The organism is bacterium, assembly GCA_024226335.1.
Lineage (GTDB): Bacteria > Myxococcota_A > UBA9160 > SZUA-336 > SZUA-336 > JAAELY01.
Map to the genome: position 1 here is coordinate 1 of JAAELY010000452.1, position 26,813 is coordinate 26,813.

Genomic DNA, 26,813 nt, shown 5'->3' on the forward strand with positions numbered 1-26,813 from the left:
CTGTGGGGCTTCGACAAGACGCGCTACCGGGGGATCGCGGAGAATCTGGCCCGCGCCCAGACTATGTTCGCGCTCGCCAATCTCTATGCCGTGCGCCACCAGCTGATGCCCCCGCAGCAGAGGTGCGCCTTGTGATCGATCTCGCAACGACGATCCGTCTCTCGAAGCCCGAAACGGGCAACGAGCGCGGTCCCGAACTACGAGGCATCACCTACGAGCGCCGCGCACCCGCATGTGCAGAGGTTCCCTAGAGGCTCAGGCTGCTTCGTTCTCGTGTGAGCGTGCTTTCCGGTCAGGCGGCGAGTGCGCGACTCGATGTCAGGATCAGATTCTCGATGAAGGCTTCGCGACCGAGTGGCGGCCTCATCCCGGCTTCGAGCATTCGGGCTCGCTCACATAGCGAGGAAGTGATCCACGTCATCAGGTCGGTCGCGCGCTGTCGCCACACCGCGTCCGAAAGATCGGGAAGCGTGCGCCGGAGCCTGAGGAAGATTTTCTGACTCGTGCGGTCGTGTTCTCCCTGCCAGACGCGGTGGTGGGAGTGGCCGCGGATCGACACCAATTGGGACAAGACCCGCACCCAGCAACCCCACGAGGGCTCGCGGCAAACGCGCTCCGCCAGGGGGCGAACGAGCGCTTCGACGAGAAGTTCGACACTAGGGGCCGTCGTTTCCTCGTCGAGACGAAGGAGTGCGGCAGCCCGCTCCCGCTCCAACGCCCCCATGCGCCGCTCGATCAGCGTTTCGAGCAGTCCTTCCTTGCTTCCAAAGTGGTACCGAACGGCCGAGGTGTTGCGCTGTCCGGCGGCCGCGTTGATCTGGCGGACCGATGCGCTCTCGATACCCGATTGCGCGAAAGCTTCTTCCGCGGCCGCCAATAGCTTTTCGGCGGTCGCGTCATCTTGCCGGTTGGCCATGCTTGACATCCTCCGATCGACGTGAATAATACAAACGTATTACAGCGAGATCAACCCCAAGGAGCTTCTCCATGCGATTCTTCATCGTCGGCCTGCTTCTCGCGGCCGCGACCCTTGCCACCAGTGCAGCGACCGCCGGCCCTGAGCGAGAGGTGACGCCCTCGGTTCACCCAGAACTCCAGCACCTGGCCGACCGGTCCGGCGAGCCGCGCATGATCCAGGTTTCGCCGCGGGTGCATGTCGCCTTCGCCTACGACTTTGCCAACATCACCTTCATCGAAGGGGACGACGGAGTGATCGTGATCGATGCGGGCTGGGCGAAGGATGCCGCCGCCGAAGCCATCGCGGCCTTCCAGAAGCAGGTCAGCAAGAAGCCCATCGTTGCCCTCGTCTACTCCCACGGCCATGCGGATCACGTTGGGGGAGCCGCGGCGTTCATCGAAGCTGCAGGTCCGAACCTTGCGGTGTACGCAGAAAAGAGCTGGAAGGAGTATCAGCTCGAACGTGTGGGGCCTTCGGCGACGCACTTCGTCGTTCGCGCGGTCGCACAGATGGGTCTGTTGCTCCCAGTCGGGCCGGAGGGACGCATACCGACGGGCGGTGGACGCATGCGCGCGACCTCGCTGGGCTTCCGCTACGTCCCTGCGACCCACGCAATCGATGGCGAAACCGAACTCCAGATCGCCGGTGTGCGCATCGTGGCGATTCCGATGCCCTCCGAAACCAGCGACCAGCTTCTCTTCTGGCTTCCCGACGAAAAGGTCGCCTTCGCAGGTGACATTGCGGCCGGAGCGCTCCCTATTCTTTCGACGCCGCGCGCGGAGCGCACCCGGGTTCCGACTGGCTTCATCGACGGAATCGAGCGGCTGATGTCACTTCCTCTCGAAACCCTGATCGCCGGACACAATCCGCCGGTCGTGGGAAGAGCCGAGGCACTCGATGCGCTGACGCAATATCGAGACGCCGCGCAGTTCATCTATGACCAGACCATGCGCGCTCTCAACCGGAACCTCAGTCTCGAACAGGCGGCACAGGCCGTTCGCCTTCCCCCGCACCTCGCAAACCACCCCTTGCTCCAGGACCACTACCACCGCCTGCCCTGGGTCGTGAAGGGTGTCTACTCGCGCTTCGGCGGTTGGTTCCAGGGGGATGCTGCCACCTTGAATCCCCTCGAACCCCAAGAAGAGGCCGAACGGATGATTGAACTGGCCGGTGGAGCCGATCGCATATTGGAACGCGCGCAGTCGGCGTTCAAGGAGGGCGACTACCCATGGAGCGCGCAGCTCGCGGGCTATCTGATTCGTACGAAGACGAAGCTCCGAAAGGCCGTCGCACTCAAAGCCGACGCGCTGCGCGCCATGGCGTATGCGTCGGACAGTGGGAACGAACGCAACTACATGCTGACCCAGGCCCTCGCGATGGAGGGCAAGCTCGACACGTCGCGCGCCATGCGCGCACCGAAGCCCCTCGAATTGATGCGGATGCTCAACACCCGTGAGCTCTTCCGCCTGGTCGGACCCAATCTCGACCCCAAGCGCTGTCTGGAGGACGACCTGACCGTTGGTTTCGACTTTACCGATCTGGGCGAAGAGCACCGGTACACGGTACGGCGAGGCGTCGGCCACTATCGCGCCCGGAGCGGACCCGAACCCGCCGTTCGCGTGAAGCTATCTCGCGAAACCTTCGAACGCATTCTGGCGAACCGTCTTTCGTGGAGCGCTGCACTCGAACAAAGCAAAGCCGTCGTGAGCGGTCCAGCGGATCGCTTCGATCACTTCCTGTCGTTCTTCGACGGATGGTCGCAGAACTAGTTCCGGACAGGAGGAAACCTTCAGGAGGCGAGGCCTGGTCTGGCCGGGCTGTCGGCAGACGGTGTTCTCTTGGTGGGTCTGTTCGGAGATGCGTCAGGGGAGAGCGGGTAGCTTGTATCCGAACCCGCGTCCATGGCGTTGATGCTGCGATGCGGTGCGCTATTCCTGCTGCGGCATGGCGCGCAACACGAGTTCTTCCGTCGACGTCCAGTCGCAATACCGATTCGGATCGTCGCGCCTCCGAACTAGCGACTTCGGATCTCCGTACCCTTCTAGAGATCGAACCCGTTTTTTGCCGCGACCTCTGCGTACCAGCGTGCCGAGGCTTTCGGGATGCGCTCGAGTGTCTTGAAGTCGCAATGGACCAGGCCGAAGCGCTGTTCGTAGCCTTCGGCCCATTCGAAGTTGTCCAGAAAACTCCAGGCGTGATAGCCGCGCACCCGGGCACCGGCGTCGATCGCCCGCGCCACGCCGGACAGGTAACCCTTGTAGAACTCGATGCGCCGCTGGTCGTCATTGATGCCATTGGCGTCCGGTCCGTCTCCGTAAGAGCATCCGTTCTCGGTGACTTCGATGATCGGGGCGTCGTAGTCGCGGGTGACGCTCATGATCTGGTCGTGTAGCGAATCGGGCCAGACCTCCCAGCCGAAGTCCGTGCGCGGCCCGTCGTGACCACCGCCGGGCGAGCCGTCGGCAGCATTGAGGTTGCCGTCCTCGACGTGCGTGACGAGGCTGCGGTTGTAGAGGTTGATGCCCACGAAGTCGAAGTCCGCCCTTACTTCGTCCATGTCGCCGTCTTGAATGCCCATGGCTTCGGCCGGCAGGCCGTCGGGGAAGGCGTCGGGGTATTCGCCTTTCAGATTCGGATGAATGAACCAGCGATTGACGAAGGCGTCCCAGCGCTTTGTCGCCGAAGCATCCGCCGGCGAGTCGGTCAGCGGTTCGCACGGCGACATATTGTAGGCGTTCGAGACTTCGAAACTCGGATCGATCGACTTCAGTACCGCGAAGCTACGACCGGCCGCGCGGTTCACGGTGTGGGTTGCGCGCAGGAAGTCGTCGCGGTTACTGCGGCCCGGCGCGTGGATGCCGACCAGATAGCCCATGACCGTGAAGACCTTAGGCTCGTTGAAGATCATCCAGTGCTTCACGCGGTCACCGAGTGCGCGCCCCACGATCTCGGCGTAGTCGGAGAAGCGCTCGGCGAGATCGCGCTCGGGCCAGCCGCCGGTGTCCTCGAGGGCCTGGGGCAGATCCCAGTGGTAGAGCGTGACGAAGGGTCGGATATCGGCGCCCAGTAGTTCATCCACGAGGGCGCTGTAGAAGTCGAGGCCCTTCTGATTGGGGGCTCCCTGTCCCTGCGGCTGGATGCGCGGCCAGGACAGCGAGAAGCGGTAGCTGTTGAGGTTGAGCTGCTTCATCAGCGCCACATCCTCGCGGAAGCGGTTGTAGTGATCGCAGGCGATGTCGCCCGTGTCGCCGTTTTTGATCTTGCCCTCGGTGTGCGCGAAGCGGTCCCAGACGGATTCGCCTTTACCGTCGCTCTTCCAGGCGCCTTCGATCTGGTAGGAAGCGGTGGCAGTGCCCCATTGAAAACCTTCGGGGAACTGGATCTTCGGCATCTTGGCTCCTTGGACTCGGGATGTGTTCGGGGTCCGATGATAGCGGGCGTCGCCGTTTCGTGTGACATCGGGCCTTTGCCCGCGCTGGTGTCGGGTCCCCCGCAGTGTAGACTCGCTCGATGGGGAAGCGGCGCGTCGAGGGAGTAATCTGCCTGGGCCTCGTGGCGGCCGTGTTGCTGCTCTACGGGCAGACCGCCTGGCACGACTTCCTGCCCTTTGACGATCTCGGATACGTGGTCGAAAACCCGAATGTGAATCGCGGTCTGACACCCGAGGCTGTGCACTGGGCGTTCACCGGCGCGGAACACGGCGGCAACTGGCATCCGCTGACTTCGCTCTCGCATATGCTGGATGTCGAGTTGTTCGGGTTGCGACCGGGCCCCCATCATCTGGTGAATGCGGGGCTCCACGCGCTGAACGCCATGCTGCTATTCCTGGTGTTGAATGCACTCAGTGGCGCGCGCTGGTGCTCGGCCTCCGTCGCCGCGATCTTTGCGCTTCATCCCCTGCACGTGGAATCCGTTGCCTGGATTTCGGAACGCAAGGACGTGCTCAGTGGCGCCATGTTCATGGTCGGCCTGCTGGCTCACACCCGCTATGCACGCACAGGTGACAAGCGCAGCTATGGCATGCTGTTTGCGGCCATGGCTCTGGGCATCCTGGCCAAGCCCATGCTCGTCACACTGCCGTGCGTGTTATTGCTTCTCGATTTCTGGCCGTTGGAGCGGGGCGGGAGAGTCGGCTGGTGGAGGCTCGTCGCGGAGAAGTTGCCGCTGTTTGCGCTATCGCTCCTCTCCGCTGGCATGACACTGCGCGCTCAGACTGCAGCGGCTACGCTTGCCTTGCTAGCGGACGACATCACGCCCGTCTGGAGTCTGGTGCAGGCCCCGCTGAGCTATGTGGCCTATCTGCGAGACGCCGCCTGGCCCACGGGCCTGGCGGTGATCTATCCACATCCCGCGATCGTTACACCAGATCGACTGGCGAACCTGGCGTTATGGGCGGGTGCAGCGGTTGTTCTGCTCGTCGGGTTTACCGCGATGGCCTTTCGCATGCGTCGCTCGCATCCCTATGTGCTCATAGGCTGGCTCTGGTACCTGGGAATGCTCGTGCCCGTGATCGGTTTCGTTCAGGTCGGCGTACAGGCGAGTGCGGATCGCTACGCGTACCTGCCGATGATCGGCATCTACATACTCGTCGTCTGGGGGACTCGGGGTCTCCTTGGGGGGCGTCCGCAGGCGCGTGCAACGGCCACGGGCGTTGCGTTGTTGATCCTGCTCGCGCTCTCGGTACGAACGATGGGGCAGGTGGCGCTCTGGCGCGATGGTGTGACCCTGTTCTCGCACACCGTGCAAGTCACGGAGCGCAACTACCTGGCCGAGTTTCTGCTTGGGCGTTCACTGGAAGATCGCGGCGCTCTCGATGGTGCGCGCCAGCACTATGAACGATCCCTGGAGATCCGACCGGAGTTCAGGACTGCGCTCCAAAATCTAGGCGGTTTGAAGCTCGATGCTGGAGATGCGGACGGGGCCGAGCAGTTGTTCCGAAAGAACGTATGGCTCTCGCCGAGCGATCCCGAAGCACATTTCCATCTTGCGTTGGCTCTTGCGGACCTGGGCCGGAGTGAGGCGGCGGCGGCGGCCTTTTCTCGCGCACTCGAATTCGACCCGACGCACGGCGGGGCACATAACAATCTGGGTCTGGAATTCATGAAGCGGGATCCCGCGCGCGCGCAGCGGCATCTCGAACAGGCCGTAAGGCATCGGCCAGGAGCCGAGACTCACAACAATCTGGGGCTGATCTTCTGGCAACGGAACGACCTGTACCGTGCCGAGTCCCAATTCGAAGCCGCACTGCGCTTCGAACCCGCGAACGAGATCATTCAGCGCAACTTGAAGGCCGTGCGAGAGGCATCGGGTTCGGATCGATGACTCACAGGCGTCGACCCGATCTCTTTGCTCTTGTCGTCTGCCTCGTCGCCACTGCGTACGTCGCGCAGGCGTGGAGCCCCTCGTCCTACGGTGTAGTCCTCGAACGGTTCGGCGCAAAGGGCGCAGGGTTGATCGCAGGTACACCCCTCGAGGCTCGGGCGGATGAGTGGTCGATCTGGACCCCTCAGTTCCAGGCGGTGGTCAATAACGACTTCGAACGTATCAACCGTACATCGATCTATCGCGAGGATCTGCGCAACTACAACGCGCTTCCGCTGGCCGACTGGGGGCTCGTGTTCAAGCCCTACCATTGGCCATTCTTCGTGTTCGACGCCGCACACGCCTTCTCGTTTGCGCACGCGTTCTTCATCGTGATGTTCCTGTTGGGGTTTCGGCAGCTCTTTCGGGTATTGGGTTTGTCACAGGCCGAGGCCGCACTGGCGGCGCTCTTGCTCTTCTTTACCGGTTGCGTGCAGGCCTGGTGGACGACCCTGGGCCCTCTTTGGGCGGGATTCCCCTGGATGCTGGTTCTGGCGAGCGCGCCGCTCTCGCCCTGGGTCAAGGCCACCGGGCTCGCCTATCTTTCGGCGTCGTGGTTGCTCGCGCATCTCTACCCGCCGCAGCTGATCAGCCTCGCCTTTGCAGCCGTCGTACTTCTTCTGGCTTTTCGGCGCGATGTATTGCGGCCAGCCAATCTGGCCGTGTGCGCAGGGGGGACGGCCCTCGGGCTCGCAATTGTGTTGCTCTACCTATGGGAGCCCCTGCAAGCCATGGCTGCGACGGTCTTCCCGGGCGAACGGGTGAGTGACGGCGGCGGTCAGTCCTCGCTGCAGTGGTGGAGTCAGCTCTTACCCTATCTCGCGCGAAGTGGAAATCGGGCCCTGGCCAACGGCAACATCTGCGAAGCCTCGACCATTGGCAGCTATCTGCCGCTGTTCTGTCTGCTATTCCTCGATCACCGCGGGTTGCTGGCGCGCTGGCGATCTGGGGATGCCGCGATCCGAGCTCTGTTGCGAGACGTCGCACCGCTGCTTGTCGCCGTCCTGCTGTGTTCGCTCTGGATGCTCTGGCCGATTCCGTCGGCGCTGGGTCGTATCCTGCTCTGGGATCAAGTTCCTCCGTCGCGGATGTGGTTCACATGCGGCTTGCTGATCTTCGCACTCGCGTTGCGGCTTCTGGGACTGCCCCTACGAGTCACCCCAGTACGGATTGCAGTCTGTGCGACCGTCGTTCTGGGCGCGGCGTACGGTTCGGAGGTCATACTCGGACAAGGTTCGCTTCTCGATGAACCGGCCGAGGGGGCCGTGCTTCTGCCGTTGCTATTCGGCGGTCTCCTGATGCCCGAAGGCTCGCGGGCGACGCGCCAGGTGCTGCTCGGCGTGACGCTATTCGCCAACCTGGCGGGTTTTGCACTCTTCAATCCGATCCAGTCGGCGAAACCGATCTTCGAACGACCTGTGACGCCGATTACTCGCAATCTCGATGAGTTTGCCGCGCGCCATGCGCGTGGATGGCTCGTGCTTGACGGAATAGGAGTGTGGGGCTCGGTGTTGAACGGCTGGGGATGGGCCGCGCCGGCCCATGTGCTGATTCGGCCGCGCATGCCGATGTTTCGAACGTGGTTCCCATCGCTTCCCGAACATGAATTCGAACAGTTGTTCAACCGCTTCCTGCATGTAAAGCTGACTTCCGAGAAGCGCCCGACTCCCTGGGCTTCAGATGGAACTGTCGTTCCGGTCGACGTATTCGACCCTCCCGAGATCCCCGTACTTCTGGCCTCTGGCGTCGCTACTCGCCATCCAGGAAGCGGTGAAGTGAACTATCAGAAGGTCTATGCCGAGGATCCCGAACCGTACGCTCTGATCATCGGCTGGTCGGAATTTGTCGCTACGGATCCGGAGGCCCAGCTTCGCGTGACAACGAACATGCCTGTTCTGCGGGCCTTTGCCGTCCCGGTTCTGCGCCAGGACGTGGCCCGCGGTCTGGGCTCTCCGGAGCATGTTGCATCGGGATTCAGCCTGCGCCTCGATCTAGCGCCGGGCTGGCGCGATGTGGTCTCGCCCAGGTTCTGCATCGTATCGCGCAACCGCGACGGTGAAGAGTACCTTCTGCCTTCGGGTTCCGGATGTGAGGCAATGGAGATCCGGAACTGACCACAGCATCTCGCTCGGAATACTCTACGCTAGTTTCCCAATATGCCACTTGCTCGAACAGGGGAGTTGCTTCGAGCCAGCAGGGAACCAGGAGAAGTGTCCGTATGAAACCTGCATGTGATCCAGAGACCGACTACAAGGAAGTCGTGCGACGAGGCTACGACTCCTGCTCGGAGAGCTACTCCGCGGCACGCCAGGATGAACCTCCTGTGGAACTCGGGAGACTCACTGAAAGACTGCTTCCGGGTTCGGCGGTACTGGATCTGGGCTGCGGTGCCGGGCAGCCGATCGCGCAGGCTCTCTCTGAGAACTTCCAGGTGACCGGCGTCGACTTCTCGGCCGAGCAGATCAGCCGAGCGAAGAAGGCCGTTCCTCGCGCAACGCTCCTGTGCATGGATGTGATGGACTTTTCTCCGGAACCGGCGACATTCGACGCAATCTGCTCGTTCTATGTGCTGTTCCATCTGCCACGCGAACAACAGGTGGAACTGGTTCGGCGCATGCACGAGTGGCTGCGACCTGGCGGAGTGTTCCTGGGTTCGGTCGGTCGGGTCAACGAGCAGCCCTATACGGAGAACGACTTTTTCGGGGCCACCATGTTCTGGACCAACTTCAGCCTCGGCGAGTACATGAGCATCTTTCGCGAGGCCGGATTCGAAGTCTCTGAGGCGGGAGGGCTCGGAGAGGGATTTCGTACTTCCTCTTTGGCGGCGCGCCATCCGTTGCTCTTCGCCGAGCGTCGCTAGACCTGCCCGGAACTCGGCCGGATCTCCAGCCACTCGCGATCGTTCTCACGAACGCCCGTCGATGTTCCCTCTGTCGATGCCGTAGAAGCGATAGAAATCCTCAACGGGTGCCAGTGCGATCAGAGCTGGTAGAGGGAACGCACGCCATAGTTTCGCTAGATCGAGTCGTGGTAGATTCTGCAGGAAGATCGCACCAAGATCAGCTCGGACACACTCGCGATGGTCGAGGAATTGCCCCCAGCTGGACGAGCCGTCGAAGCGGGGATTGCGCTCGGGTTCTTTCAGCGTGTCGATGAAACTCGCTGGGAAGAGTCTTCTGTACGCTTCTCGATGGTACAACCACGAACCGCCTCGAATGGCTTTCGCAGACGGGGCGTGCTCACTCAGGTGAGCGAAGAGCTGCTGAAGCTCGCCCGTTCGCCGATCCACCTTGCCCGAACTCAGTGGCCCGGATGCGAATCCGACCTCGCGGTTTTCGAAGTGGATCCGCACGACCCCGTCTTGATTCGGAGGTTCGTAGGCGAAGCACCCAAAGCGCGGCTGGTCGGTCGGCGGAGGTTCCTTGGAAGAGTGCGCGAAGAATTCCTGCGCCCACTCGACGCGCTCGTCGTGTATTTCGATTCGGGCCAGACGAGCTGCGAATTCTCTCCAGGCTTCCGACTCTTCACCGGTGACGGCTCTTCCGAGTCCGAATCGGCGATGCAGATTCGTGAAACGAGCCACGCTGGCTGCGATGGTCTCGGAATTCAGTACCGATATCCGCTCCGCGAAATGAAGCTGGAGATCGAAGTAGTCCCGCAGGCGTTCTGCTCCGGCAAACCGATCGCTCACGCTCTCAATCTAGCGGATTGAAACAGGGCAGGGCATCCCGCCTAGCCGACGATTGTGTTGAGACGCTCCAGTTCTGTTTCGGCCTCATCTACGATCTCGCGGACGATGTCGCCCGCCGGTTTCACACTGGTGATCAGACCCGCGCCGGTACCCGCGATGTAGTTGCCCTTGCTTCCGTCGGCGTCGTCGGGAATTCGAGCCATTCCCTCGCCCTGAATCCCCATGAAGTCCATGGCGCTCTTGCCAGGCGCGTCGAGAGCATTCATTTCCTCGAAGAAGGAGTTCTGAATCATCCGTGTGGGAGAGGACTGTCGACACGCAACGGCGGTATCCCCGTCCCCCGCATTGATCAGGACCTTCTTCCAGTTGTCGTGAGCAGGGGATTCGTTGCTGGCCAGGAAGCGAGTTCCCATCTGGGCGCCCTGGGCGCCGAGCGCCAGCACCGCCAGCAGTCCGCGCCCGTCCGCCAGTCCGCCCGCGCCGATGATGGGGATGTCCACCTCTTTCGCCACCAGCGGGATCAGTGAGATCGCGGGGATGTCTTCGCGGCCCACCTTGCCTCCGGACTCGATTCCTTCGACCACGATGGCGTCGACCCCGGCCTGCTGAGCTTTGACTGCATTTCGCAGCGACGAAACCACGTGAAGCACGATGATGCCAGCGTCTTTGAGCTGGCTGGTGAACTTCTGCGGGCTACCTGCGGAGGTCGTGGCGATCGTCACGCCGCATTCAGCCGCGATCTTCACGAGTTCGGGAACCATGGGGTGGAAGATCGGGAGGTTGAGCGAGTAGGGTTTGTCGGTGATCTTGCGGATCTTCTCGATCTCGCTTCGCGTGCCGTCGGGACCAAATGTAGCGGTCGAAAGCGTGCCCAGGGCGCCGGCTTCCGAGACGGCAGCGGTCAGCTTCCCGTCGCTGATTCCCATCATTCCGCCCAGGATGATGGGATGGTCGATTCCGAGCAGGTCACAAATCGGTGTGTGGATCGGCATGTCGTTGTTCCTCTTGGGGGTTCGATCGTAGGGGTTCAGGCGCCGGTCGGGAAGGAGCGGGCCATATCGTCGGCGAGGCTCGCTTCGATCTTGTCGAGTGTCTCTCCGCGCACGAGCCTGCGCGTACCGATGAATGCCCCCCGTGGTAGTTGGGCCAGTCGTTGGGCTTCCTCGAGTGCACTGGCGAACACCTCATCCGGCGCCAGTACCCGGTCGAGAAAACCCGCGTCGACTGCCGTTTCAGGTCCGTAGATTTCGGCCAGTACGGTGGCGCGATGCAGGTGGCGTTTGGAGAGGCGCTCGCGGGCCAGTTCGACCAGGAACACCGGCGTGGTCATTCCGATGGCTACCTCATTGAAGCCGATCTTGAAATCACCGGAGGTTCCGACGCGCACGTCGGCCGCCAGGAGCAGCACGGCTCCCATCGCCAGCGCGTGACCGTTGCAGGCGATGACCACGGGTGCGGGATGACGCGCGATCTGCAACGCGAGATTTGCACCGCCTGTGACCATCTTCCGCGCTGCATCGGGGCCGCCCTCGCGCATCACGTTCAGATTGAAGCCCGCCGAAAAGCGCTTGGGGCGGCCGGTGATCAGGACCGAACCGGCCTCCTTTTCCGCCCGCTCCAGGGCCTTGCTCACGGCGTCGATGAGCGTCGGGTCGATCGCATTGGCCTTGCCGTCGTCCATCCGAAGAATCGCGACATCACCTGATTTTTCGTACTGAAGAGAGTCACTCATGCGAGGACTCTATCAGATCCCGGATCGGATAGTAGGCATAGAAAAACCGTCGGATATCCGTCCGGCGATCGGGCTGGATCGGGGATTCGCTGCGAATCCGCAGATTCTTCTTTCGATCAGGCAGAAATCGAAAACGGCTTCAGCGGAGGGCCGTCGCGCAAGAGTTCGGAGATCAGCTGGGCGAGTCTTCCGGGTGCGATCTGTGCGCGGGTCTCCAGGAGCTGCGCTGCCGACCACCAGCGATACCCCCGAAACCAGTCCTTTTCGAATCCATCCTCGAGAGTGTCTGAGCTCGGTTCGAACTCATCCGTCTGTACGAGGAAGTAGCGCTCGCGTAAAAGGGTCTTGCCGCTGGGTAAATCGATCAGATGATCGCGGGTCCACAACTCGGGTCCCAGTTCGTCCACCACGAATCCGGTTTCTTCGCGCACTTCGCGAACCGCTGCTTCTCGGGCCGTTTCCCCCGACTCGATTCCGCCCCCGGGGGTGATCCAGATTTCCTCATCTCTCCACGGAAACCGGTTCTTCATCATGAGCACCCGGTCCTCCGGCGTAAGGATGAGCGCCCGCGCTGCTGGACGTTCTGTTGCTTCCATGATCTGGAGCCTAACGCCGGCGTCGCAACTGGCAATCAACCCGAACCGTGGGTGCCGGAAACAGGAAGCAACCGGTTCCGCTCGGGATCGTTTTCTACCCCCTGATTCTCGCCTGGTGGCTGCCGCGTGCGGAAACCGCGAGTGGGCGCGACGCCATCGGACTCGCGGGCTCGCCCTCGTTTCGTACTTCTTCCATCCGCTGAGTTTCGTCATCAGCGTCAGTGGTCTGGGCTTCGTGCTTCTGGCGCGAGCCTGGCCTGGAGATTCCGCGGGCCGATTCTCGCGGATGCTGCGCTTCGGCCGTCTACCCGCACTCGCACTGCTTCCCTCGCTGGGTCTACTGGCCGCGTTCCTGTTGCGACCGACCGAAGGCGGCAAAGTCTCGCGCCTGTCTCCGATTGAACTGATTGACGGCTTCGCGCGCGCCCGCGATCTCGTTTCCTGCGGCACTTGGGAGACGTGGATCGCGCCCGCGGTCACGCTGCTATTGGTCGCGGCGATCGCAATTGGATTGCGCCAGATGTCCAGGGCGAGCGCCGAGGATGGCCTTCGTACCGGTCTGGGCCTGCAGGCCGTCTTCTTGTTCGCCTTGCTCTTCGCATTGCCCGACTCGGTCGCCGGAGGCGTGTAGCGGTTGTAGCCCTGGCGCTCAACGGGGCGAAGTTCTCGATGCTACCCCGAATGCAGGAAGATCTGCACGAGTATCCCCTACTCAAATCGGAGATCGAACCGGGCACGGTCGTCATGCCGATGAACTACTTCCCCGGAACCCGTCTGCGGGGCGCCGTCCCGAGTACTTCCTTCTCTGGGGGCTCGAACAGCCCGTTTTGCGTTCCAGCGAAGAGCACCTCGAACTCATGCGCGAACAGATCAGATCGCTGGAGATTGACTTTGAATCCGGGGCGCGTTCGGAGCCGATGGGGCGGATGTTTCTCTACCGATCGAAGAGTCTCGGAGTAGACACTCCTCTGTAGGTGGCCGGGTCCGCAAGCCGCGAACTCTCTTCTGAGTATTGAGTTCATCGAACGGCTAGAATGGAAAGAACGATGTAGCTCCTATGGCTACACAGATCCAATCTTCGGCCCAGATTCCTTTTTGCCGGTACCAGGAGAACTCGTACTTGCCCCCATCCCCCCCCGCAGCACCCGCTCCGCCGAGCGCCGCCCATAGACTCTCGCTCTCGACCAAGCTGATCTTCAGCCTGCCGAGCACGGCCGGGGCCGCGATTGCCATTCCGATCTTCGTGCACATGCCGAAGTTCTACTCGGACACGGTTCTGGTTCCTTTGGGCTGGCTGGCGATCGGAATCGCACTCGCGCGTTCGCTCGATGCCATTACCGATCCGCTGATGGGCTGGATCTCGGATCGAACCAAGACGCGTTGGGGTCGGCGCAAGCCCTGGATCGTGCTTGGCGTTCCGCTCTGTGCGGTGGCGCTCGTGGCCTTGTTTACACCGCCGGAGAACCTCGAAACCGGACAGGCAGCACTCTGGTTCGCGGTGTTCTTCGTGCTCTACTTCATCTTTCACACGATCTACGATCTGCCGCATTACGCTCTGGGTGCGGAACTCACTCCGGACTACCACGAACGCACGAGTTTGTTCGGTATCCGGGCGGGTTTCATCCTGATCGGGATCGTGGTCGCGACCGTCTTGCCAGGGGTCCTGCTGGACGCAGGCCTGCCTCCGCGCCGGGTCTTTTTTTGGGTCTCGACGTTTTTCGCCAGTGTCCTGGTGGTTTCGTACGCGGTCCTGGTCATGCGTGTCCCGGAGCGGCCGGACTATGTCCAGCGCGAATCGAATCCGCTGGTTCCGGGTATTCGTCGCGCCATGCGGAACCAGCCGTTTCGCGTCCTGTTGCTGACCTATGTGGCCGGTAGCATTCCGGGAGCGATTCCGGGGACTTTAATGCCGTTTTTTACGGAGTACGTGCTGCAGGTCGACGACCCGGATGCCTGGCTTACACGCTTTCTGTTGGCCTACTTCGTATCGGGGGCGGCCTGGCTTCCCGCCTGGATCTGGCTGGCGCGCCGGATCGGCAAGCTGCGGGTCTGGTTGCTCAACTTCGGCATCGGTATCAGCGGGGGGGCCGGGCTCTTCATGATGGGTCCGGGAGACGAATACTGGGTGTTGCTCCTGCTCGCCTATACGGGGATGCAGTTTGGCGCGGGCTTCTTCATTGGTCCCGCCATGCAGGCCGACGTGATCGACTACGACGAACTCCACACGGGCAAGCGACGCGAGGCACAGTACGGAGCGTTCTGGGCGATTGTGACCAAGCTGGTCGTGATCCCGAGTGCGGCTTTTCCACTCGCCTTTCTAGGGATGATGGGTTATGTCCCGAATCAGCCGCAGTCCCCCGATGTGATCTTCGCCATACGCGCGATCTTCTCTCTGGCCCCGGCGTTTTTCTCGCTGATCGCCTTCTTCTTCGCGTTGCGCTACCCGATCTCGGAGCGGATTCATCGCGACATCCAGATCGGTGTCGCGAAACACGCAGCCGGTGAAACCACCATCGACCCTCTGACGAGTCGCGAGTTGCCGCCTCCAGACGGGCGGACTGTCGACGAAGAGACGGGCTGGATGCTCGACACGTTTACTCCGCGCGAACTCAAGCGCTTAGGTGCGGAAGGGGCGACACCGGTTCTGCGCAGCGTCGTGCTCAAGTCGGTCGCGTGGGGAGGGGCGTCCGCCGTATTGCTCGGCGGAGCAGCGCAATCCGTACTCGGTGTCGGTACCGATCTCGATGATGTGCAGAAGTTCGGGATCACCAGCGGTGTGGTTCTGGGAGGAGCTGCGCTCGCAGGACTGCTATTTCATCTGGTGCGCCTGCGTCCTGCGCGCAACCTACTCACATCGCCGCCTCCCAAAGAGGCGGTGGATGCACATCTGGCCGCCCTTGAAGCTTCTGCGGAGCAGGTCTGAACTACTGGCCTGCGATCGCTACGACCCGCTGGCGCGCGACCGCCGCCCGGCGGTGTCCATAGGCCTCGCAGTAGGCTTCGTCCTCAAAGAGCGCGAGCAGGGCATCGCCAGACGGATAGCTTCCGATGACGACCATGTCCCAGTCCTCGTCCTCGCCCATCAGCGTTGTTTCAAAAGGTGCGGTGAGCACGAACCGTCCGCCCACATTCTCGAGGCTGGGAACGCTCACTGCCGCGTATCGCACCATCGCTTCGCCACCACTGCCTGAGGGTTCGGGAGCCCCGGAAGCATCTCCGTAGTCGGCGACGCTGCGCAGCTTCAGGAAGTTGATCAGTGTGACCGGCTGCTCGCCCGGTCTGGCCAGGATGCTTCGCCACTGATCAGCCGTTGGTGCGGAGCCGTCGCTCCCATCCCCGTAACGAGCCATGAGGTTGGCGATCCGGGATTCAATGGAAGAGTTGGAACTCGGTTTTCCCAATGGGTCTCCTGTGTGAGTTCAATTTGACGTGGGTCAATTCTGAACGCTAAGTTTGTCGCATGTCAAGCCTGCATCCCAGGACGATTCGGACACGAGCAGCCATTCTCGACGCCGCGTGGAAGCTCATCGTGGAGCGCGGACTCGATGTGGGCATGGCGGAAATTGCCGGGGAAGTGGGGATGACGCGCCAGTCCATCTATGTCCACTTCAAGACCCGGGGCGGGCTGCTGATCGCGCTCGTGCGTCGAGCCGATGAACTCGAAGACATCCACGCGCGTTTTCGCGGCGCGCTCGTCACGGAAGGCCCGGTGGAACGCCTGGATGCCTTCCTGCGTGTCTGGTTTTCCTTCGTTCCCGTGATCTACCCGGTCGCTCGGCAACTGATAGCGGCGCGCCAGCAGGATCCGGAGGCGGGAAGGGCGTGGAATGATCGCATGGACGAGTTGCACTACGGTTTCTCGCTCCTGACCCGTCGCCTCAAGCGCGACGCCGCTCTCGCGAAGGAATGGACCGCACCGCGGGCTGCGGACTTTCTCTGGGCGGGGGCATCCCTGCCGGCCTGGGAGGCGCTCGCGGTCGATCGCGACTGGGGTGCAGCGAAGACAGGCAAGACGTTGAGGCGAACTCTCGCCAGCGCAATTCTCGTCTGAATCAGCGCTCCTGCTCAGCGCTCCTGCTCAGCGGACAGGTAGTTTCGGATCGCGTCTTCCCATTCGGCCGGGCGGAAGAACATGGGCCCCATGCCTCCCTGGTAGGCCACGCGACCGTCGCGTCCGATCAAGTAGAGACGCTCGGGCAAGGCGGCGTAGGCGCTAGTGACCGCGTTGTCCATTTCGTCGATCAGTGCGGGCATCTCGAGCGCCAGCTTGAGCATGCACGACTGTCCGACTTCGATGCGTTCATCCATCGACTGGTGCTGTCGTACGAGCACCGTGTCTTCCTCGTTTTCGGCCACCTGCCAGCCATCGGTCGGATGGATTTCCTTGATGTACACGACGTAGAAGTCGACCTGCTCGCGGTAGCGCTGGTAGATCTCGTTGAGGGACCCAGCCTGGGCCCGAAATGGCGGTCAGGTGTAGCTGCCGAAGATCAACCCGACGGGTCGTTTCCCGAAGTGTTGAGAGAGCGCGACGCTCGCGTCGTCCTGGGCGCCGTACCCCGGCAGATAAGACAGTTCGAAGTCGGGTGCGGGCGCGCCGACCTGCGCCGAACCGGGACCGGATTCGAGCATTTCCTGCATCGTTTCGAGTGCCTTGGGCCGGAACATTGCGTCCCGCAGGCGTTCCAGTGTCAGCCCCTCCATCTTCTCGCCCTCACCGGATTCGAGTGCGGCGAGCATTTCGTCCCGCGTCTTCGCGAGCATTTCCAGGCTGGGTTTATCGGATGCGCTCATGGCCACTCCTCCGTCTTCTGATGCCTATAGTAGCCGTCCGGGTGTCGCGTCTGCTACCTGAAGGACCGTGCCGAACACCCTGCCTCCCACCGAGACTTCCCCTGTCTCACCCAAAGGGCCCCCCCTGCATCGCGGCAATCGCCCCGGTCGAGCGTGGCGCGTGCGCGACCGCTGGATCGCGGATCTGAAGGCTCGCGGGGTTCACCAGCGTTGGATCCTGTTTGCTGGACTCGCCGGAATGTTCGCGACGAATTTCACCTTTACCGTGTTGGCGGTCTCGTTGAAGAACATCGCTGCAGAACTCGGATCCAAGGAGACGACCCTGGCCTGGGTCGTGACCGCACCGATCTTGTTCTCGGCTGTCGCGCTACCGGTGCTCGGTAAGTTCGGCGATATGTACGGACATCGCCGCATCTTTCTGGCCGGGTCGGCGGCTGCGACTCTGCTTTCGTTCGTGACTGCTGCCGCCTGGGATGCCTACTCTCTGATTGGTCTGCGTGTGGCGGCTTCCGTCGTCGGCGCGGCCTCGGGTCCGAGTTCCATGGCATTGATCTTCAGCGCGTACAGCCCGGAGGAACGCACGCGCGCCATGGGTTGGTGGTCGATGATGGGCGCGGGTGCACCGGCTCTGGGTCTGATCGCGGGAGGCCCAATGGTCCAGTACATGGGCTGGCGCATGCTCTTCATCGTTCAGGGTGTGTTCTCGATACTCGCATTGGCTCTCGCCTGGTTCGTACTCATCGAGACTGTGCGACAGAAAGTTCGATTTGATGCTCTGGGTTCCGCGCTTCTGGCTGTGAGTGCGGGTTTCTTGATGTTCGCGCTCGGTCAGGTCGGTGAGCTGGGCTTGAGCTCTCGATGGGTCTGGGGCGCGGTCGCGCTCAGTTTCGTCTTCCTGGTCGGGTTCGTGCGCGTCGAGAAGAAGACGGAGGATCCACTGCTGCCCCTGCAGTTCTTTTCGTTGCGCAACTTCACTGCACCCATCCTCTCGGGTGCGCTGCAGGGTGGCGCCTATATGGGGGCTTTCGTGCTCGCCCCATTTCTGTTGCAAAACGTGTTTGGACTGAACGTCGCTTCTGCTTCGCTCTTCATGATTCTGCGCACTCTCACCCTGACCCTGGCCTCTCCTCTGGGAGGGGTTCTCGGAACGCGTGTCGGAGACCGCTGGGCTTCGATGATCGGAACCGCGACGATCATGATTTCGATGGCCGTACTCGCGACGGGCGCTTCGTCGGAGTGGATCGCGGTCGTGGGCGCGGGGCTGGTTCTCCAGGGACTCGGTCAGGGACTCTGCGGCCCTTCGCTGAATGCGGCGGTCGCTGGAGCAGTTCCGCCGGAGCATCTGGGAGTGGCCACTGCAGCCAATCGCCTGATCAATCAAGTTGTGACCGCCTTCGGGATCGCTTTGCTCGCAGGCCTGTACGCCGGGGGGGCGGGATATCAGCCAGCCTTCCTCGCGGGAGGAGTCATGGCTCTACTCGCGCTTTTCGCCGCGACCTTCATGAAAAAGGACCGGCCGCAGTCCATCTGAGTCTTTCAGGCCAGGTCTGCGATTACGGGTGCGTGGTCCGAGGCGGTCAGACCGTCCTGCTTCTTGCGATAGTCGCGATCGATCTCCACTGATTGCAGGCGCTCGACGACGGGTCGTGTGCCGAGCAGGAAATCGATGCGCAGACCCAGGCCGCGGTGGAACGCACCGCCGCGGTAGTCCCACCAGGAATACAGTTTCTCGTGAGGAAACTTCTTGCGGAACAGATCGACGAATCCCCAGTCCAGTAGTTTCTGAAAGCGTTCTCGTTCGGCGGGCGTGTGGAAGATGTCCTCGGGTCCGGCGCGATCGTCGTGGCTGTCGATTGCTTCCGGGCACACGTTGAAGTCACCGCACAAGACCTCGGGGCGCTCTGGATCGTGAGCTTCGCGGATGTGTTCGGCCAGCGTCTCCATCCAGGCGAGTTTGCGCGGGAAGTCTTCGTGTTCGGTGTGTTTGCCGTTTGGCAGGTAGAGGGTGGTGAAGCGCAGGTCGTCGACGTCGACACTGATCAAGCGACTTCCGAAGTCTTCCTGTCCGGGCAACCCGCGCTGTACGGCTTCGATTGGTTTACGGCTGAGGATTGCAACACCGTTCCAGCTCTTCTGTCCGTGGCATACGGTCTGGTACCCAGCGGCTTCGAACTCCCGATGCGGGAAGTTCTCGTCGGTCAGCTTGAGTTCCTGCAGCCCTACGAGATCGGGCTGGCGAGAGCGGAGCCAGTGCAGCACGAAGTCGAGTCGCGCGCGAAGTCCGTTGACGTTCCATGTGGCGATGCGCATGGCGCCGATTCTAGCAGCCTGCCGGTGCTTATCCGGTCTTGCGGCTCTCGAGCAGACAAGCCGCCATTTCGACCAATTGCCGGCGCTTTACCGGTTTGGTCATGTACTCGTCACAACCCGCCGTAAGGGCGGCTTCGCGATCTTCGGGCTGGGCATGTGCGGTGAGTGCGACGATTGGAGCCGTGAAGCCGTTCTCTCGCAGCCGACGCGTCGCTCCGTGGCCATCGAGTATCGGCATGGCGATGTCCATGAACACCATGTCGAACGGTTCCCCGGCTTCTTCGGCCTGTGCGGCGAACTCACACGCGAGTTGTCCGTTTTCGGCAATCGTCACGTCGAGTCCGGCTTTGCTCAGGAACATCTCGATGATGCGTTGGTTATCAAGGCCATCTTCGGCGACCAGCACGCGGCCGCAAAGCCCTTCGGGCAGTTCCTTGGACTTGCTGGATCTGGCTGGCGTCGCGTGTTCCCCAATCGGACCCACGCCCACGCCCACGCTCAGGCGGAATACGCTACCTCGGCCCGGTTCACTGCTGATCTCGATACTTCCGCCCAGTAACGATGCCAGACGTCGTGAGATCGCAAGACCCAGTCCCGTGCCGCCGCGTTGGCGCGTCGAAGAGCCATCGGCCTGGAAGAAGGCTTCGAAGACTCTCGCTTGAGCGTCGGGTTCCATGCCGATTCCGCTATCGAGTACATCGAATTGCAGCAAGCCTCGTTCAAGATCGCTGCCATCGTCGCGACCCACTCGCAATTTCACGAAACCCGCGTCGGTGAACTTGATTCCATTGCCGATCAGGTTGACCAGCACCTGGCTCAAGCGGACCGGATCGGTTTCGATACTCGCCGGTACACGAGGCGAACACTCGAACTCGAGTCGGATGCCTTTCTCTTGCGCTTGTTCGGAGAGCATCCGTACGATCTCTTCGCCAAGGGCAACCGGACAGATCCGTTTCCTCTTCAAAGCGAGATCGCCTGTCTCGATTCGGGACAGATCGAGGATGTCGTTCACCAGCGCCACGACGTGTTCGCCATTCAGACGCATCGCCTCGCTCATCTGAGATCGTTGTTCCGCGCCGATCTTCGGATCGCAGAGCAGATCGGTGTACCCAAGCACGGCATTGAGTGGCGTGCGGATCTCGTGACTCAAGTTTGCGAGGAACTCGGTCTTGGCGTTGTTCGCGGCCACCGCGATGTCAGTTGCCTCGCGCAGGTCGCGGATCAAGTGATCGGTCGTGCCCGCAAGTGCGATCAAGGCCGCGACGGCTTCGATCGTGTCAATCTCGGATTGGTCCGGGAGGGAAATTCGAGGATAACCGGCGACGAGCACGCCGATCTGCTGAACATCGGTTTCGAGTGGCACATAGAGTTCCTGCTCTGCGCCGTTCGCTGAAAATGCAGTCTGCATCGCACCCGCTGTGATGGAGTCCCGTGCTGTGCCCAGGTCTGGGTTCGGTGGGGCGCCGGAACGCGCCCAGCCAGGGGGATCCGGCTCGAATCCTCCCTTCACGCGCGCCGGCAATAGCACCAGCCAGTTCGCGGACGTGACTTTGCCCAGTAGTTCGAGTGCCATCACGTTCCTGGAGTTGTCGCTTGATGAGGCGATCTTGCCGATGTTCACGAGTGCGCCAAGTGACTGATCGCGAGCCTGAATCCGCTCCAGGAAGCGGATTCTCAAACGCTCGATCCCCCAGACGTAATGCAGGATGACGACCAGAAGGGCGGAGATCGGTTCAACGAGCACACTGCCCATCACAAGCAAGCCAAGCGACGCGACCGGAGTCAACGCGCATAGCGCCGCACCTGCAAGTACGCGTCGAAAATGTGTGCCCGATCCAAGCCAGCGCATCAGCGCCGAGAACAGTAACGCCAGGGTGAACCGCAGGCCGAGTCCCGCGCGCGAGAGCGGGCGCTGACCGGCCCGATCCGCGGCGTAGTTGCGATACTCGATCGCGTGGATCATCACCCCGGGAATTCGCGCGTGAACGGGTGTCTTCCAGAGATCTTGAAGGACCGGTGCGGTCGCTCCGACAAAAACGACCCGTCCGGCGAGTTCGCGGGCAGGGACGTCTCCGGCCAGCAGATCGACGATCGAGAAAACCGGAATCTCGGGTCGACTGCGTCGGAAGTCCACGACGCGAATGGGCTGCAGGCTCAGCGGATCGGATTGGCCCAGAATGACTTCCAGGGTGGTCAACGCCAGGGAGGGCAACCATTTCTCGCCGATCTGTGCGACCGGTCGCGCCATGCGTACCGTTCCATCGGGATCAAAGGGCACCATGCCACTGCCCACGGTTGCACCCTGGGCGATGACCTGGACCGGGCGATGGATCATTTCGATACGGCCGGTTCCGGGAAGTTCCTGGATGTCGCGAAACGCGCCCAGTACCACCTTGCCTGAGCGCACGATCGCGGTGCCAAACTCCGCGTCGAGTTTCGGATCGCGCGGCGTCGAGAAGTCGATGTCGAAGGTGATCGCGCGGACCTCGGCGGCTTCCAACACTTCGATCAATCGCGCGTATCGGTTGCGAGGCCAGGGCCAGTCGTCGAAGGCGTTCAAGCTGCGGGTGTCCAGGGCTGCGACCACGGCGTCGGGGATTTCGGCGGGATGAGTCGGGGGCCAGTTCGACCCGGTCCGCAGTAGCGCATCGAGAGCCTGATTCTCGAACGACGATAGCGGGGTCCAGATGAGCAAGCAGAGCGCCAAAAGCGCCGTGCCCAGCGCGGCCACCGCATGCACCGAAAGGGAGCGCGAATCCATGCTCTACGGATCGGGAGGAAGATCATCGAGCGTGAGATCCGCCTGCCTGATTTCGTTCGAGTTCTCGCAATTCTGGCGAGCCTGGGCGGGTCTGTCGCTACGTCAGTCCTCGTAGAGCGGTTTGCGCTTTTCTTTGCGCGCGCGAATGGCCTCGTCGAGGTTGTTCGTCGTCAGGCGCACCAGCAACTGGTTGCGGTTCTCCAGGTCGATGGCCTGTGCGAGGCTGCCGCCTTCCAGGTTCGACCACAGCACTTTCTTGGTCTCAAAAACGCCGTGTGAGCTGAAGTCGCAGATCCCTTCCGCCAGGCTGAGAGCCTCGCTCATCAGTCGCTCATCATCGACCGTGCGGGAAACCAGGCCAATTCGCTCGGCCTCGTCGGCGCCGACCTCGCGCCCGCTCAGAATGATCTCCCAGGCGCGCGAGGCGCCGATCGCGCGGGGCAGCAGGAAACTGATGCCGAGTTCCGTTCCGCTCAGTCCGTTGTTGATGGCCGCGTTGCGAAAAACTGCGGAGCGCGCAGCAAGTCTGATATCCGCACCCAGACACAGGCACATTCCCCCGCCGTACGCGGGGCCGTTGATCGCGGCGATCACGGGTTGCTGCATCTTGCGCAGGGCCGGGACGAGATTGGACATGTATTCCATGGCGCTGATCGCGATACGCGAGAGCTTGAGGCCTTCGATGTTCGGAGGGACTCCGTGGTCTTCTAGATCCAGACCCGAGCAGAAGCCGCGTCCGGTGCCTGTCAGGACGGCCACCCAGCAATCGTTGTCGTTGCCGACTTCTTCGATCGCCTCGTAAAGGGGCGCGACCGTGTCGAACGAAAGCGGATTGAGTCGGTCGGGTCGGTTGAGTCGGATCACGCTCACGTGTGGCTTCGGTTTTTCGATCGTTACGTAACCCATGGCCCCTCCGGAGTGCGCCAGTCTCGGACCGGCGCAGTCATCAATACAACGGCGCGGCGGATCGCTGCGCAATCCGCCGATGTCTGCGCCACAAGATACGCATCTGAGCGGTGTCGTGGGATTGGCCATCGCTGACGATCAGCCACAGACGCTCGAGTCCCGGCCGATCTTGCGTGTGGGTCAACCGACACCCGCTTCCCAGGATTCGACCCCGTCGATCCCTCCAGCTGAAACTCAGTTCGTCGCCGTCGCGATCGAAGCTATGACAACCGTTCAAGTGGACGCTCTTTCCGACACGAGCCATGCGCCAGCGGGGAACGCGTGCTCTCGGCGGGTGATTGACCGGAACTACTTCGATGGAAATCGTCGCTCGGCTCTTCAGCTTGCCCGGCGTCTCGCCCGTGAAGCTGATTTCGTGACGTCCCGCCTGTGTCCTGTTCGGTACCCAGGAAAAAGTTCCCGTGCCATTACCGAAGTCTTCGAACTTCGCACCCAGGGCCGATAGCGGTTCAGCGTCGATCTGGGTGGCGCTCAGGGCAATGGATTTCAGGCTTCCCGGGTGGCCTGTCACGCGCACTCGCAGGAGTTCAGCGGAGTTCGCGGTCCGGTCGCGCAAAGGCTCCAGGCTCGGTAGATCGAAGACGGCGATGCGCGGAATGCCCTCGCGGGAATCCTGCCAGACCACCCGCTTGCCTTCGATGCGCGCATGGCTCTGATCGTCGAAGCTCGCCGTCAGGCGCTGGACGGGACACGTTCCGTTGCGGGCTTCGTATTCACAGAAGAACAGATCGGTTGCGGCTCCCCCCTGGCTGTCATTCCAGACCACGGTGTTGCCGGAGATGTCGTGGAAAGGGTCCGGGTGCGTGTCGTTGCGGTCCAGTTGCGAGATGAGCATCGGCTGGCAGATCGCGTTTTCGAAATCGACTTCGCAGATTCGCAACTCGGGGGGGCGGAACTGCTTGTAGGCGAGTAAAGGTTTCGGCCGGCTCGAAAGCAGCGGGAAGCCAGCGGAGTCACTATCGGCAGCGATACGTCGCGGCACGCAGCCTTCGGGGGAATCGGGTTCACAGGTGTAGATGTCGATCGCGAGCGGTGCGAAGCGCGAGTCGTTCCAGATCAGACGCTTGCCATACCGTCGAGGCTGGAACTGGAGCGAGTCGAAAGGTGCGAGCGGCGGGCCGGTGCAGGCTCTTCCGGGTCTCAGAGCACAGCTGAAAATCTGCGGATAGCCCGGTGGATCGTAGTTTGTCCACAGAACAGTGTTGTTTGTGACGAACGGTGTGCCGAATGTGATCTGGAACGGAGCGACGTTGCGCGCGGAACAGCCCGAAGGGCTGCGGTCGAAGAGGCAGGTTCGGATCTCTCCACCCGATGCGGCCTTGCCTTCCAGCCACGCAATCCGAAGGCCGTCGATCGAGGCCGAGTGCTCCCGCTCGGGTGACGCCGAAACCGGGTATTCGACGCCATCGTCGAGGTCGGTGACGAACAGTTTCTGTTCCTGGTCCTCTTCGCCAGTACTGCGTGCCGAGCGCCAGACGACCAGCGAGCCTGAGATCGCCGGCTGTAACGCAGCCGCTCCCGGAGACGAGATCATGCTGGGCAGATTGCTGTCCAGGCTGATGAGGTCGAACTCGTAGAACTCCTCGCCGTCGCTGGATTCGAGCGAGAGGCGCACTGTATAGGGGCCGGGTGGGAGTTCACTCGCGTCCCAGATGGCCAGTACGCCGTCACGGATCGGTTCGGGCGAAGCGGATCCGATCGGGAAGAAATGATCGGGCGCCAATCCGGCGCCGTACGAGAGCGCGTAGCTCACCAGGTCGCGCCCTTCTGCACTTCCTCGGATCTCGATCGGGTCCAGCGGATTTCCGAGTCGAGGCAGGTCGATTGCGCCGAACACCTCGCTGGGCGAATCCATCGTCAGGGCCCGGGAGGCGTTGATGCGACCCGCGCCGAAGAACGGATCGTGACCCGGTTCACCGAGGTCGTCTGCACTGTCGCGAATGACCCGCCGTACCTGCTCTCGAGTGAACTCTGGATGATGCGAGCGAATCAACGCGGCGAGTCCGGCCACGTGGGGTGCGGACATCGAGGTTCCCGCCAGGCGCAGGTAGCGATTCGCGGGTCCCACCGGTGTATTGAAACTCGAGTTGGATGCGTTCAACGACAGGATGTTGCGAGTAGGAGCGAAGCCCGGAGGGGCCCGGTCGAGTCCGCCGCCCGGTGCTGCCACGTCGACCAGCAGTCCGCGATTCGTGAACGAAGTGGGGACGTCGTCCTGAGTCGACGCCGATACGACGAGCGTCTCGCGAAGATTCTGAGGACTGAAGAAGACGGGATCGTCGCGGCGATTTCCGGCGGAGAACACCAATGTGACACCCAGTGCCGTCGCGGTTCGCACCGCGTCTTCCGCAAGCGGGTTGCTCGGGCAGCGGGAGCCGCAAGACCAACTGTTATTGATCACGAGTGCGCCGTTTTCTGCAGCGTATACGATGCCCCGTGCGAGGGCCTCGATGGTACCCGATCCCCCCGCGCCCAGGCCTTTGATCGCCATGATCTTTGCGCCCGGAGCGACGCCAATCACTCCGATGCCGTTATTCCCGACAGCTGCCACGGTTCCCGAAACATGCGTGCCATGCCCGTGATCGTCGAACGGATCGCTATCGCAGCGCACGTTGGGATCGAAGCCATCGTCAGCCTGGCAACCCGCGCTCGAGTTGTGGAAATCAAAACCGTACAGGTCGTCGGCGAAACCATTGCCGTCGTCGTCTATGCCGTTGAGGTCTTCGGGATCGACCACTCCGTCGCGGTCGAGATCCTCGCCGGGATTCAACCACATGTTTTCTTGCAGATCGGGGTGGTCGTAGTTGACGCCAGTGTCGACGACGGCGACGACGATGTCTTCGCCCAGGCTTTCTTGCCAGGCCGCGTGAGCGCTGATGAGCGTGAGTCCCCAGAGATCTTCATATCCCTGGCCCCAGGAGTTGCTGGAAAAACGGTACGGGTCGTCGGGTTCGTAGTTCGCGCTGACTCGGTAGTTGGGCTGTGCGTACTCGACGTGAGGATCCTTTCGATACGAAGCAAGAGCCGCTTCGGCGCGTGCGGCATCCGGGAATTCGATCGCGTAGATGGCCGAGAGATCGGGCACCGTTGCAACGCGCGCTCGCGTGGCGAGACGACTGCGCAGTAGGTTTCGTTGTACCGAGAAAGGGCGGCCGTCGGGGCGACGGAAGAGGGCGCGGATCTTGCGCGGCTTCAGTCGGTGGTGCAGGCGATCGATTGAATCGGAATCGTCGCTCGTGAAAGCTCGAAAGGGGCTTCGCGAGCGGTTCAGGGTCTCGGCACAGGCGGTGACTGCGTGCTCACCCTCGTTGTGGAACTTGACGATGACTACCCTGATGTCTGCCGGCGAATCCGTCTCCTGGGAGGCTGCAGGACCTGTCCAGCCCACAACGCAGAGCAGGGTGAGGGCTGGGCAGATTAGCGATCGAAGATGGCCGGAAGAGATGCCTTGCATCGAGGCGTCTCATGATATCTCAGGTGAGACCGTCGTTCCCAGGGAAGTTCCTGAGCCGGGCCGCGATTTCTCTTGCGAGAGTGCGGAGATGTTCCACCGCATTCGCACCGCGGCGAGAAATGCGGGCTAGAACAACCAGGTTGGAATCCGCCCCCCCGGTGCGGATTCGCGATCTACTGGAAAGTGAGTG

The 26,813-nt window shown here is 62.1% G+C and carries 21 protein-coding genes; 8 read left to right on the top strand and 13 right to left on the bottom strand.

What is annotated here, in order from left to right:
* Window positions 1-292: 292 nt before the first annotated feature.
* On the bottom strand, window positions 293-916 hold the full coding sequence (locus GY725_21575; protein ID MCP4006779.1) for a TetR family transcriptional regulator: 624 nt from the start codon (window positions 914-916) through the stop codon (window positions 293-295).
* Between the two features lie 71 nt (window positions 917-987).
* Here GY725_21575 and GY725_21580 point away from each other — a divergent pair, with 71 nt between their 5' ends.
* Window positions 988-2,727, top strand: a complete 1,740-nt coding sequence (locus GY725_21580; GenBank protein ID MCP4006780.1) for an MBL fold metallo-hydrolase — start codon at window positions 988-990, stop codon at window positions 2,725-2,727.
* Between the two features lie 272 nt (window positions 2,728-2,999).
* Here the strand turns inward: GY725_21580 and GY725_21585 are convergent, their stop codons facing one another.
* Complete coding sequence (locus tag GY725_21585; GenBank protein ID MCP4006781.1) at window positions 3,000-4,349, bottom strand: beta-glucosidase; 1,350 nt, start codon at window positions 4,347-4,349, stop codon at window positions 3,000-3,002.
* A 119-nt stretch (window positions 4,350-4,468) separates the two neighbouring features.
* On the opposite strand from GY725_21585, the gene GY725_21590 reads away from it, so the two are divergent.
* The 3 genes from GY725_21590 to GY725_21600 all read left to right on the top strand — a co-directional run bounded on the left by GY725_21590 (window position 4,469) and on the right by GY725_21600 (window position 9,179).
* The gene (locus tag GY725_21590; protein MCP4006782.1) at window positions 4,469-6,280 is read left to right on the top strand and encodes a tetratricopeptide repeat protein; all 1,812 of its coding nucleotides are present in this window, start codon (window positions 4,469-4,471) and stop codon (window positions 6,278-6,280) included.
* On the top strand, window positions 6,277-8,433 hold the full coding sequence (locus GY725_21595; protein MCP4006783.1) for a hypothetical protein: 2,157 nt from the start codon (window positions 6,277-6,279) through the stop codon (window positions 8,431-8,433). Before GY725_21590 ends, GY725_21595 begins: the two co-directional genes overlap by 4 nt.
* Before the next feature lie 104 nt (window positions 8,434-8,537).
* Entirely contained in the window at window positions 8,538-9,179 is a 642-nt protein-coding gene (locus GY725_21600) for a class I SAM-dependent methyltransferase (GenBank protein MCP4006784.1), read from the top strand.
* Window positions 9,180-9,224: 45 nt separating this feature from the next.
* Here the strand turns inward: GY725_21600 and GY725_21605 are convergent, their stop codons facing one another.
* The 4 genes from GY725_21605 to GY725_21620 all read right to left on the bottom strand — a co-directional run bounded on the left by GY725_21605 (window position 9,225) and on the right by GY725_21620 (window position 12,338).
* A complete protein-coding gene (locus GY725_21605; GenBank protein MCP4006785.1) occupies window positions 9,225-10,010 on the bottom strand; it encodes a hypothetical protein in 786 nt (261 codons plus the stop codon).
* Window positions 10,011-10,051: 41 nt separating this feature from the next.
* Window positions 10,052-11,002: a nitronate monooxygenase gene (locus GY725_21610; GenBank protein MCP4006786.1), complete on the bottom strand. Its 951-nt coding sequence runs from the start codon at window positions 11,000-11,002 to the stop codon at window positions 10,052-10,054.
* A gap of 35 nt (window positions 11,003-11,037) precedes the next feature.
* Complete coding sequence (locus GY725_21615) at window positions 11,038-11,742, bottom strand: crotonase/enoyl-CoA hydratase family protein (GenBank protein MCP4006787.1); 705 nt, start codon at window positions 11,740-11,742, stop codon at window positions 11,038-11,040.
* Window positions 11,743-11,858: 116 nt separating this feature from the next.
* Window positions 11,859-12,338: an NUDIX domain-containing protein gene (locus GY725_21620; GenBank protein ID MCP4006788.1), complete on the bottom strand. Its 480-nt coding sequence runs from the start codon at window positions 12,336-12,338 to the stop codon at window positions 11,859-11,861.
* 115 nt (window positions 12,339-12,453) lie between these two features.
* Between GY725_21620 and GY725_21625 the strand changes: the two genes are divergently transcribed.
* A complete protein-coding gene (locus GY725_21625) occupies window positions 12,454-12,969 on the top strand; it encodes a hypothetical protein (GenBank protein MCP4006789.1) in 516 nt (171 codons plus the stop codon).
* 489 nt (window positions 12,970-13,458) lie between these two features.
* On the top strand, window positions 13,459-15,261 hold the full coding sequence (locus tag GY725_21630; GenBank protein MCP4006790.1) for an MFS transporter: 1,803 nt from the start codon (window positions 13,459-13,461) through the stop codon (window positions 15,259-15,261).
* A 1-nt stretch (window position 15,262) separates the two neighbouring features.
* On the opposite strand, the gene GY725_21635 is transcribed toward GY725_21630, so the two are convergent.
* A complete protein-coding gene (locus GY725_21635; GenBank protein ID MCP4006791.1) occupies window positions 15,263-15,739 on the bottom strand; it encodes a DUF1330 domain-containing protein in 477 nt (158 codons plus the stop codon).
* Between the two features lie 59 nt (window positions 15,740-15,798).
* Between GY725_21635 and GY725_21640 the strand changes: the two genes are divergently transcribed.
* Window positions 15,799-16,389 carry a TetR/AcrR family transcriptional regulator gene (locus tag GY725_21640; GenBank protein MCP4006792.1) on the top strand — a complete coding sequence of 197 codons (591 nt, stop codon included), beginning with the start codon at window positions 15,799-15,801 and terminating at the stop codon, window positions 16,387-16,389.
* A 14-nt stretch (window positions 16,390-16,403) separates the two neighbouring features.
* Here the strand turns inward: GY725_21640 and GY725_21645 are convergent, their stop codons facing one another.
* Window positions 16,404-16,772, bottom strand: a complete 369-nt coding sequence (locus GY725_21645; protein ID MCP4006793.1) for a hypothetical protein — start codon at window positions 16,770-16,772, stop codon at window positions 16,404-16,406.
* 36 nt (window positions 16,773-16,808) lie between these two features.
* The gene (locus GY725_21650) at window positions 16,809-17,132 is read right to left on the bottom strand and encodes a hypothetical protein (GenBank protein MCP4006794.1); all 324 of its coding nucleotides are present in this window, start codon (window positions 17,130-17,132) and stop codon (window positions 16,809-16,811) included.
* A gap of 160 nt (window positions 17,133-17,292) precedes the next feature.
* Between GY725_21650 and GY725_21655 the strand changes: the two genes are divergently transcribed.
* The gene (locus GY725_21655; protein MCP4006795.1) at window positions 17,293-18,663 is read left to right on the top strand and encodes an MFS transporter; all 1,371 of its coding nucleotides are present in this window, start codon (window positions 17,293-17,295) and stop codon (window positions 18,661-18,663) included.
* A gap of 5 nt (window positions 18,664-18,668) precedes the next feature.
* On the opposite strand, the gene xth is transcribed toward GY725_21655, so the two are convergent.
* The 4 genes from xth to GY725_21675 all read right to left on the bottom strand — a co-directional run bounded on the left by xth (window position 18,669) and on the right by GY725_21675 (window position 26,623).
* On the bottom strand, window positions 18,669-19,442 hold the full coding sequence (gene xth / locus GY725_21660; protein ID MCP4006796.1) for an exodeoxyribonuclease III: 774 nt from the start codon (window positions 19,440-19,442) through the stop codon (window positions 18,669-18,671).
* A 28-nt stretch (window positions 19,443-19,470) separates the two neighbouring features.
* On the bottom strand, window positions 19,471-22,203 hold the full coding sequence (locus tag GY725_21665; protein ID MCP4006797.1) for a CHASE2 domain-containing protein: 2,733 nt from the start codon (window positions 22,201-22,203) through the stop codon (window positions 19,471-19,473).
* 102 nt (window positions 22,204-22,305) lie between these two features.
* Window positions 22,306-23,109: an enoyl-CoA hydratase gene (locus tag GY725_21670; protein MCP4006798.1), complete on the bottom strand. Its 804-nt coding sequence runs from the start codon at window positions 23,107-23,109 to the stop codon at window positions 22,306-22,308.
* Between the two features lie 40 nt (window positions 23,110-23,149).
* Window positions 23,150-26,623: a S8 family serine peptidase gene (locus GY725_21675; GenBank protein MCP4006799.1), complete on the bottom strand. Its 3,474-nt coding sequence runs from the start codon at window positions 26,621-26,623 to the stop codon at window positions 23,150-23,152.
* Between the last annotated feature and the right edge of the window lie 190 nt (window positions 26,624-26,813).

Coding starts and splice junctions, on each gene's coding strand:
- GY725_21600 (MCP4006784.1), top strand. CDS start 8,538: ATGAAACCTGCATGTGATCCAGAGACCGACTACAAGGAAGTCGTGCGA.
- GY725_21595 (MCP4006783.1), top strand. CDS start 6,277: ATGACTCACAGGCGTCGACCCGATCTCTTTGCTCTTGTCGTCTGCCTC.
- GY725_21650 (MCP4006794.1), bottom strand. CDS start 17,132: ATGAGCGCATCCGATAAACCCAGCCTGGAAATGCTCGCGAAGACGCGG.
- GY725_21620 (MCP4006788.1), bottom strand. CDS start 12,338: ATGGAAGCAACAGAACGTCCAGCAGCGCGGGCGCTCATCCTTACGCCG.
- GY725_21580 (MCP4006780.1), top strand. CDS start 988: ATGCGATTCTTCATCGTCGGCCTGCTTCTCGCGGCCGCGACCCTTGCC.
- GY725_21670 (MCP4006798.1), bottom strand. CDS start 23,109: ATGGGTTACGTAACGATCGAAAAACCGAAGCCACACGTGAGCGTGATC.
- GY725_21610 (MCP4006786.1), bottom strand. CDS start 11,002: ATGCCGATCCACACACCGATTTGTGACCTGCTCGGAATCGACCATCCC.
- GY725_21640 (MCP4006792.1), top strand. CDS start 15,799: ATGTCAAGCCTGCATCCCAGGACGATTCGGACACGAGCAGCCATTCTC.
- GY725_21585 (MCP4006781.1), bottom strand. CDS start 4,349: ATGCCGAAGATCCAGTTCCCCGAAGGTTTTCAATGGGGCACTGCCACC.
- GY725_21675 (MCP4006799.1), bottom strand. CDS start 26,623: ATGCAAGGCATCTCTTCCGGCCATCTTCGATCGCTAATCTGCCCAGCC.
- GY725_21575 (MCP4006779.1), bottom strand. CDS start 916: ATGGCCAACCGGCAAGATGACGCGACCGCCGAAAAGCTATTGGCGGCC.
- GY725_21590 (MCP4006782.1), top strand. CDS start 4,469: ATGGGGAAGCGGCGCGTCGAGGGAGTAATCTGCCTGGGCCTCGTGGCG.
- GY725_21615 (MCP4006787.1), bottom strand. CDS start 11,742: ATGAGTGACTCTCTTCAGTACGAAAAATCAGGTGATGTCGCGATTCTT.
- GY725_21665 (MCP4006797.1), bottom strand. CDS start 22,203: ATGGATTCGCGCTCCCTTTCGGTGCATGCGGTGGCCGCGCTGGGCACG.
- xth (MCP4006796.1), bottom strand. CDS start 19,442: ATGCGCATCGCCACATGGAACGTCAACGGACTTCGCGCGCGACTCGAC.